This window comes from Phaeovulum veldkampii DSM 11550 (genome assembly GCF_003034995.1).
Classification (GTDB): Bacteria; Pseudomonadota; Alphaproteobacteria; order Rhodobacterales; family Rhodobacteraceae; genus Phaeovulum; species Phaeovulum veldkampii.
This window is the reverse complement of sequence record NZ_PZKF01000073.1, coordinates 1-6,160: the sequence shown is the minus strand read 5'-3', so window position 1 is coordinate 6,160 and position 6,160 is coordinate 1. Positions and strand designations below refer to the sequence as shown.

7 protein-coding genes and 2 pseudogenes are annotated in these 6,160 nt (G+C 61.0%); 2 read left to right on the top strand and 7 right to left on the bottom strand.

Going from position 1 to position 6,160, the window contains the following annotated elements; all coding sequences use genetic code 11:
* The 5 genes and pseudogenes from C5F46_RS15505 to C5F46_RS15485 form a co-directional block, all read right to left on the bottom strand.
* On the bottom strand, positions 1-592 hold a 592-nt coding region (locus tag C5F46_RS15505; RefSeq protein WP_107326217.1), incomplete at its 3' end, for a DUF6088 family protein.
* A gap of 57 nt (positions 593-649) precedes the next feature.
* Positions 650-1,294, bottom strand: coding sequence for an antitoxin of toxin-antitoxin stability system (locus C5F46_RS15500; protein ID WP_107326216.1), 645 nt, complete (start codon positions 1,292-1,294; stop codon positions 650-652).
* Entirely contained in the window at positions 1,287-1,706 is a 420-nt protein-coding gene (locus C5F46_RS15495) for a hypothetical protein (protein ID WP_107326215.1), read from the bottom strand. Before C5F46_RS15495 ends, C5F46_RS15500 begins: the two co-directional genes overlap by 8 nt.
* Positions 1,707-1,781: 75 nt before the next feature.
* Positions 1,782-1,979 carry a hypothetical protein gene (locus C5F46_RS15490; RefSeq protein ID WP_107326214.1) on the bottom strand — a complete coding sequence of 66 codons (198 nt, stop codon included), beginning with the start codon at positions 1,977-1,979 and terminating at the stop codon, positions 1,782-1,784.
* Between the two features lies 1 nt (position 1,980).
* A pseudogene (locus tag C5F46_RS15485) lies at positions 1,981-2,286 on the bottom strand (DUF6915 family protein); the annotation flags it as partial.
* Between C5F46_RS15485 and C5F46_RS15480 the strand changes: the two are divergent.
* Both C5F46_RS15480 and C5F46_RS15475 read left to right on the top strand, forming a co-directional pair.
* On the top strand, positions 2,218-3,510 hold the full coding sequence (locus tag C5F46_RS15480) for a tyrosine-type recombinase/integrase (protein WP_235820195.1): 1,293 nt from the start codon (positions 2,218-2,220) through the stop codon (positions 3,508-3,510). The pseudogene C5F46_RS15485 and the gene C5F46_RS15480 sit on opposite strands and share 69 nt — an antisense overlap.
* Entirely contained in the window at positions 3,507-5,537 is a 2,031-nt protein-coding gene (locus C5F46_RS15475) for a tyrosine-type recombinase/integrase (RefSeq protein ID WP_133618615.1), read from the top strand. Before C5F46_RS15480 ends, C5F46_RS15475 begins: the two co-directional genes overlap by 4 nt.
* An 83-nt stretch (positions 5,538-5,620) precedes the next feature.
* Here C5F46_RS15475 and C5F46_RS15470 read toward each other — a convergent pair whose 3' ends face one another.
* Both C5F46_RS15470 and C5F46_RS16795 read right to left on the bottom strand, forming a co-directional pair.
* The gene (locus C5F46_RS15470; protein WP_107326211.1) at positions 5,621-5,977 is read right to left on the bottom strand and encodes a hypothetical protein; all 357 of its coding nucleotides are present in this window, start codon (positions 5,975-5,977) and stop codon (positions 5,621-5,623) included.
* A pseudogene (locus C5F46_RS16795) lies at positions 5,974-6,160 on the bottom strand (TetR/AcrR family transcriptional regulator); the annotation flags it as partial. The pseudogene C5F46_RS16795 and the gene C5F46_RS15470, both read right to left, overlap by 4 nt.

Below are 6,160 nucleotides of genomic sequence, written 5' to 3'. Positions count from 1 at the left end.
AGCCATGGACCATCTCTCCGATCAATCGTGCCAGCCAAGTCGGGAACTGCGGCGCGGCGGACACGAGTTCGGTCTTTGCCGCCTCCGTGAGCTTGGATCGCAGGATTTGCAGGACATTGGGAGCCTCATCCGGCCCGAGCCAGGCAAGAGCCCGAACAACCTGGCCGGAGGCCTTGTTGCCAAGGGCCAACTGCCAGCGCGGCGCATGACGCAGTTCGACCGCTTGCCGGCCAAGGTTCAGCACACGGCTTCGCCCTGAGGTGAGGTAAACCGACTTGACCGGCACCTGTGTCGTGAGGCCCAGAGCGTTTGCTGCAGCAGCACCGCTCGGCACGATCGTCTCGCCCCGCTGCACAGCGAGCGCTTCAATCGCCTGTTCAGCGGACGGACTGCGCGGGCCAAAGCGTGTCTGGACCGGGCGCATGTAGATGCCGCGTCCCGCACGGATCAACTCGCCGCGCGCGGCCAGACGCGACAGCGTCTGATCAACCGCCGCGCGCGAGCCAAGGTGCAAGAGCCCCTTCGCTGCCAAGGGCACCCCCTCCGGCAACGTCGTAGCGACATTCATAATGCTCTCGGCCATGCGCTCCATGATCGCTCCTTTGTCAGAAACATACGCAGTTTTCTGACAGTTTTCAACCGTGCGCCCTTACCCGAAGCGACGCCCGGCTTCCGTGAAGGTGTACTCGTTGACGATGATCCCCTCCTCGATGGCCTCATCCGAGGTCAGGTGGTCGTATTCGGTCTCAAGCTGGCGGTAGAGCCAGCGGGCCAGATCACGCAGCGCCTCGGTCACGATCTCCTCGGCGTCCTCGGTCGGTGGCTGCCAGGTCGGGCTGTCCCGCGTGACGTCAACGGCCATGGTATATTCGTGGTAGTAGCGGCCACGGTGGCTGACCTCGGCGGCGAGCTGGTAGAAGTTCCGCCGCTGGATGGCCTGCAGCCGGTCGGCTATGCCATGCAGCGTCGCGTCCTTGGGCGCGTAGTCCCGGATGCGCGCGGCCGCGCCCTTCGCGTGGGACCAATAGCCCTCGAAGCAAGCACCGTCGCCCTGGCTGCAGAAGCCGGAGAACCAGATGCAGGGTTTGGCCCGCGTCCCGCCGCCCATAAGGCGGACGGGTGTAGTCTTCAGGCGAATGCCGAGGATTTCGCAGACCCGCTCGAAATCCTCGTAGACCGAATCCCACCAATCGTCGTGGGGGCCAAGCTCGCGATACCAGCTGCGCGCCTTTTCCTTGGCGGCATCCGAGAGTTCGGGGAACTGGTAGACCGTGGTACAGATCACCTCAGGCATCGACGTCCTCCCCGTTCAGCGCGGCGGCCAGCCATTCTTGCGTGCTGGTCCAGCCAATGGATTTGCGGGCACCGAGATCGATGACTTGCGCGCCGCCGCCGAAGGCGTCGAGGCGCGGCCGGGAGCAGGTCAGGGCATACTGGAAGCCCCAAAGGCCGATGAGGTCGAGCTCTTCCGCGAGGCGCAGCACGAAGCGGATGACGGCTTCGACATCGCCGTGCTCATCGTCATGGATCCAGAGGGTGCTGCCCTCGGGCGCATCCTGGCGCACGAGTGTGAGGCCCGCGACCTCCGGGTCGTCAGCGTCCTGATCCGCAGCGCGCAGTTCCTGGAACAGCGCGAGCGCGCGGGCGGCCTTGTCGGGGGTGCCAACGTCGAGCAGGCATGGGAAATGGGTGAAATAATCCGCCATGGGGACCTCCTGAATGGGGAAGACCCGGCCGAGAGGCCGGGCGCTGGATTGGGATGAAAGAATGGTTGGGAGCGATCAGCCTGTGGGACTGTCGCCCGCCGCCTGTCGGTCGGCATGCGCGCAGAGCATCTGCCGGTAGAAGCGCTTGCGCGCCGCCCGGAAGCCGCGAACGGCGCGCGTGTCCGGGTGGAGCGCCCGGACCGCTGCCCGCAGGACAGCAAATGGCGAAGCCGTCACTGGCAGGCCCAGGCGCTGATAGGCCGGATCGGTCATCTCAGGTGACCTCGACCACGGGCGAGGCGAAATACCGGTCGACCAGCGCCTCGGTCCGCTCGGCCCGGCCCATCCAGGGCTCGGGACGGATGGCCTTCACCCAATCGGCAAAGCTCGGGATGAAGCCGAGGTCTTCCTTCACATGCTGTTCGCCAACCCAGCGGGTCGGGATGATGCGCCCGGTCGAGAGGGTGAGGGTCGGCCCGAAAATCGTCTCGGCCATGAAGATGCCTTCGGCATGGTGGCGCAGCGCCCGGTGCCGGAAGTCGGCTGTGATCTCCTTGCTCTGGTCGATTATGTGGACAGCATGCCGACGGTGGCGTTTTGCCCTATGCTGGCTGCCACGACCCGCAAAATCAACGAGGCGCAGATGTTTAAACTGAGAAGCGCCGACGGTGGCGCGACCATTCTTGTGACAGATATGGACGGCAACGCAGTCGACCCGATATGCAGTTTTGTCGGCTATTTGGGGGCGAAGGCGTATTCGCCGAACACCGCCCTCGCCTATGCACGCGACCTCATTCATCTCTGGACCTTTCTCTCAACCCAAGGAATTCACTGGACCTCCTTCTCCCCCGAACTCTCGGCCGCATTCCTCGGGTACCTCCGGTCGGTAAACGCCAACCGCATGCGCCGGGATACTTCGATCAGACTGGTGGTGAGCGAGGGGGCTGCCGTTCGGCAGGGCCTTTCAGCCGCCACGATCAATCGCATCCTCGTGGCGGTCGACGCCTTCTATCGCTGGGCGATTTTCACCGGAGCGTTCAGCGGGGCAAACCCGATCGCGATGAAGCAAGATCAAACGTCTTGGCGGGTGAGCGACAGGCATAGGCCGTTTCTGACTGGGATTTTACGGCAGAGGCCTGAAGTCAGAGAATTGCGCCTGAAGACCATGCAGCGGCTTCCAAGACCGATGAACCAGCAACAGGTCGAAGGTTTATTGGCCGCCACGCGCAATCTCCGCGATCGCAGCCTGGTATTGCTGATGCTGAACGGAGGTCTGCGCCCCGGAGAAGTTCTCGGGTTGCATCTCGCCGATATAGGCTACGGGCGCAGACGCATCTTTGTGCGCTGCCGCGATGATCATCCAAAGGGCGCACGATCGAAGTCCCGCGTCGAGCGCGTAGTCGATTTGCATGATGGCGAGACACTGGAAACCCTGAACACATACGTCATGCACGAACGACCGGGTGATGCTGACGTTCCTTTCGTGTTCCTGGTCGGCGGCACAGGCGTAAACCGTCAAGAACCTCTGTCTTATTCTGCGCTGGCGCGACTTTTTGCTCGCGCATGTAATCGCGCCGAGATCCGAGAGCCGTGGATGACCCCGCACGCCCTTCGCCACACCCATGCGACGCGCATGTGGGAGGCAGGGATGCGAGAACTGACATTACAGAAGCGATTGGGTCATGCCTCGCCGGAATCGACCAGAATTTACACAAGGGTTTCCGACGCCGTGGTGGTCGCAGAGTATCGACACGCCTTAGGGCTGGACCGTCCTTCGCAAACAACGGACGGAGAGGCTCTGTGACCCATGTATCGTCAAAATCGGCCGTCGACCGACCTGTCATATTTGAGCACGCAGACGAAGCTGACTATGCGGCATTTCTGACGCGCATCCCGATGGCTGAAAGTTTTCGCCGCAAGCGGTTGATATACCGATCCATGTTCATTGAGAGTTGGCCGGACATCAGGGATTGGTTCGCTGCCCCCCTGCCGATCAGAATTGGCTGCCTAAATGGTGACAAGCAGGCGCATCCGACTTTTCCGGTCAGCTTTCGGGCGCGCAGCTATCTCTATTACGCAGCCATGACCGACCGAATCCGGTTGGACTACGATTTCCTGTTCGCAGTCGGAAACATGCGCGTGGCGGAGACGATGGAGCCATTGAACGCCTATGAAGGGCTCGACGTACTGGTCGCGGACAGTGCGAAGATTGGCTATTCCGCAACCGGCATGCAAGCAGCGCTCCGCGTGGTTTTGCCACGTCTTGCGATGCACACGGGTGTCCGCTCTTTTGGCGATCTTCGCCAACATCACCTTGACGAATTGATCGCAGGTGTCGACGCCTTCGCCGCACGGCACGACACTCATATCTTCCGAAACGAAAAAGAAGACTTCCCGGCAGGCTTTCAGCGCAGCTGGCGGGTCAAAACCCGCGTTCTGCAGCTGCTCCTCTTCCAAAACGGGAACGATGTCATCCGGCCTCAGATTATCCAGGACAAACGCAAGCCGATCGCTTCGCCGAGGCCAGACCTGCAGGAATTGGCAAACCGCTGGCTTGAGAGGAAGCGGGTCAGTCTTGCTCGCCCGACGGTAGATCACATGGCCGTTTCGATGAGGCATTTTGTGACTTACTTGTCTACGCGACAGCCCAGCATTTTGAACTTTGCTGACATCAATCCGGAGCTTTTCAACGACTACCTTCGCCACCTTCAGTTCGACATTGCACCACGCACCGGCGCGCCGCTGTCCATAAATGCTCGTCGAGCAAGGGCAGGGACAGTTGCCAAGTTCCTGTCTGATGGCGCAGCATGGGACTGGCCCAATTTTCCGACCCGACCCATTCTTGATCCGAACGATCTGCCGAAGTTGGCACATCGCGTGCCAAGGTTTATTCCCGAGGACCAGCTGTCGCGCCTTATGGCGCAGCTGCCGAGCCTCGAGTGTGAGTTTCAGAAGGCGGCGCTGCTGATCGCCCGCTGGTCTGGCGCACGGCGGGGAGAGGTCATTCGACTCCGCTTGGACTGCCTGGATCAGTATCCCGACGGGACCTTCAGACTGCGGATACCCGCTGGAAAGACTATGCGGGAACGCCTTGTGCCTTTGCATGACGACGCCGCAACGGTATTGCGCGAAGTCATCCAGCGTCGGCTCGAAGCCAACGACCGCCCGATCCGGGATGACAAGACCGGCGACTTGGTTCGTTATGTCTTCTTTCGCCGCAGCGGGCGGATGTCGGCAGACTATTTGCTGCAATACCCCCTCAATCAGATGTGCAGACTCGCCGGACTGGTCGATCAAGATGGAAAGCCGACAGTTACCAGCCATCGGTTTCGTCATACTGTGGGCACGCAACTCGCCGAACGAGGTGCAAAGTTGCACACCATCATGAGCGTCTTGGGGCATCAGACGCCGCACATGTCCATGGTCTACGCACGGATCAGCGACGCCGAAGTCCTACGTGACTATCGTAGTGTGCTTGGCCCCGGTGAAATGATCGCTGGTCCCGGTGCCGAAGCAATACGCGCGGGAAAGCTGTCATGCGCGGCGATCGACTGGCTTAAGTCGAACTTCATCAAGACCGAGCTCGAACTTGGCCATTGTCTACGCCTGCCGTCGGAGGGACCTTGCGAATGCGACCTGTATCTCAGCTGCGCCAAGTTCGTCACGACTAAAGCTTACGCTGGTCGGCTGCAAGAGCGGAGAAAACTCGAGTCAGTACTTGCCGAAGATGCGCGCGAGCGGGGATGGTCAAAAGAGGTCGAACGACATCAGAGCACAGCATCGCGCATCGAGCGCCTGTTGAAGGATCTCGGAGAAGCAGTTGACCAATAGAAGTGAGCGAACAACAAACAAGCTATGTTGAGCATCGGATCGCGTCGGCCAAACCGCGCGCTACAGCAAATTCATATTTGGTGTCATGCTCTTCGCGCGGAAGCCCAGACCATCGCTACCCAGAAAGCCGTCCGAAACGTCATCGCGCCGACAGTGCGCGCCTCGAAGGCATCCCCCACAAAAACCCGCCAGCCGAAGACTGCAAAGACCGTTGCGGTCGCGATCAGGATGGTCAGCGCCACGGGCAACGCAAACCGATGCCCGGTCATCATAAGCAGGCCGCCAATGACATAGGCGAAGCCTGCGAGGAAGTTAAACCACAGGACGAAGGGCACGACGGCCCCCATGTCGACCGCTCCGAACAGGGCCGATCCGCCTGATATCAGCGTCAACGATCCAAAGGCTATGGCCGCAACACCGGCGATGTGATGAGTTTTCATTTCTGCCCCTCCCTACAGGCAAACAGGACCAATTGCACCTCCAGCAGGCGCATCCCCTCGGGCACGATGTCAAAGTTGCGCGAGCCAAGGCTCCACCGGATGGCGATACCCTGAACAAGCGAGGTCAGCAGCACGGCGGCATCCTTTGGCTGAACGCCCGCCCCCATCAACCCGGCTTCGGTC

What these genes read in the sequence shown, in the direction of transcription:
- C5F46_RS15490 (WP_107326214.1), bottom strand. Translation starts at nt 1,979, where the DNA reads ATGACCGATCCGGCCTATCAGCGCCTGGGCCTGCCAGTGACGGCTTCG.
- C5F46_RS15480 (WP_235820195.1), top strand. Translation starts at nt 2,218, where the DNA reads ATGGTGGCGCAGCGCCCGGTGCCGGAAGTCGGCTGTGATCTCCTTGCT.
- C5F46_RS15470 (WP_107326211.1), bottom strand. Translation starts at nt 5,977, where the DNA reads ATGAAAACTCATCACATCGCCGGTGTTGCGGCCATAGCCTTTGGATCG.
- C5F46_RS15495 (WP_107326215.1), bottom strand. Translation starts at nt 1,706, where the DNA reads ATGGCGGATTATTTCACCCATTTCCCATGCCTGCTCGACGTTGGCACC.
- C5F46_RS15500 (WP_107326216.1), bottom strand. Translation starts at nt 1,294, where the DNA reads ATGCCTGAGGTGATCTGTACCACGGTCTACCAGTTCCCCGAACTCTCG.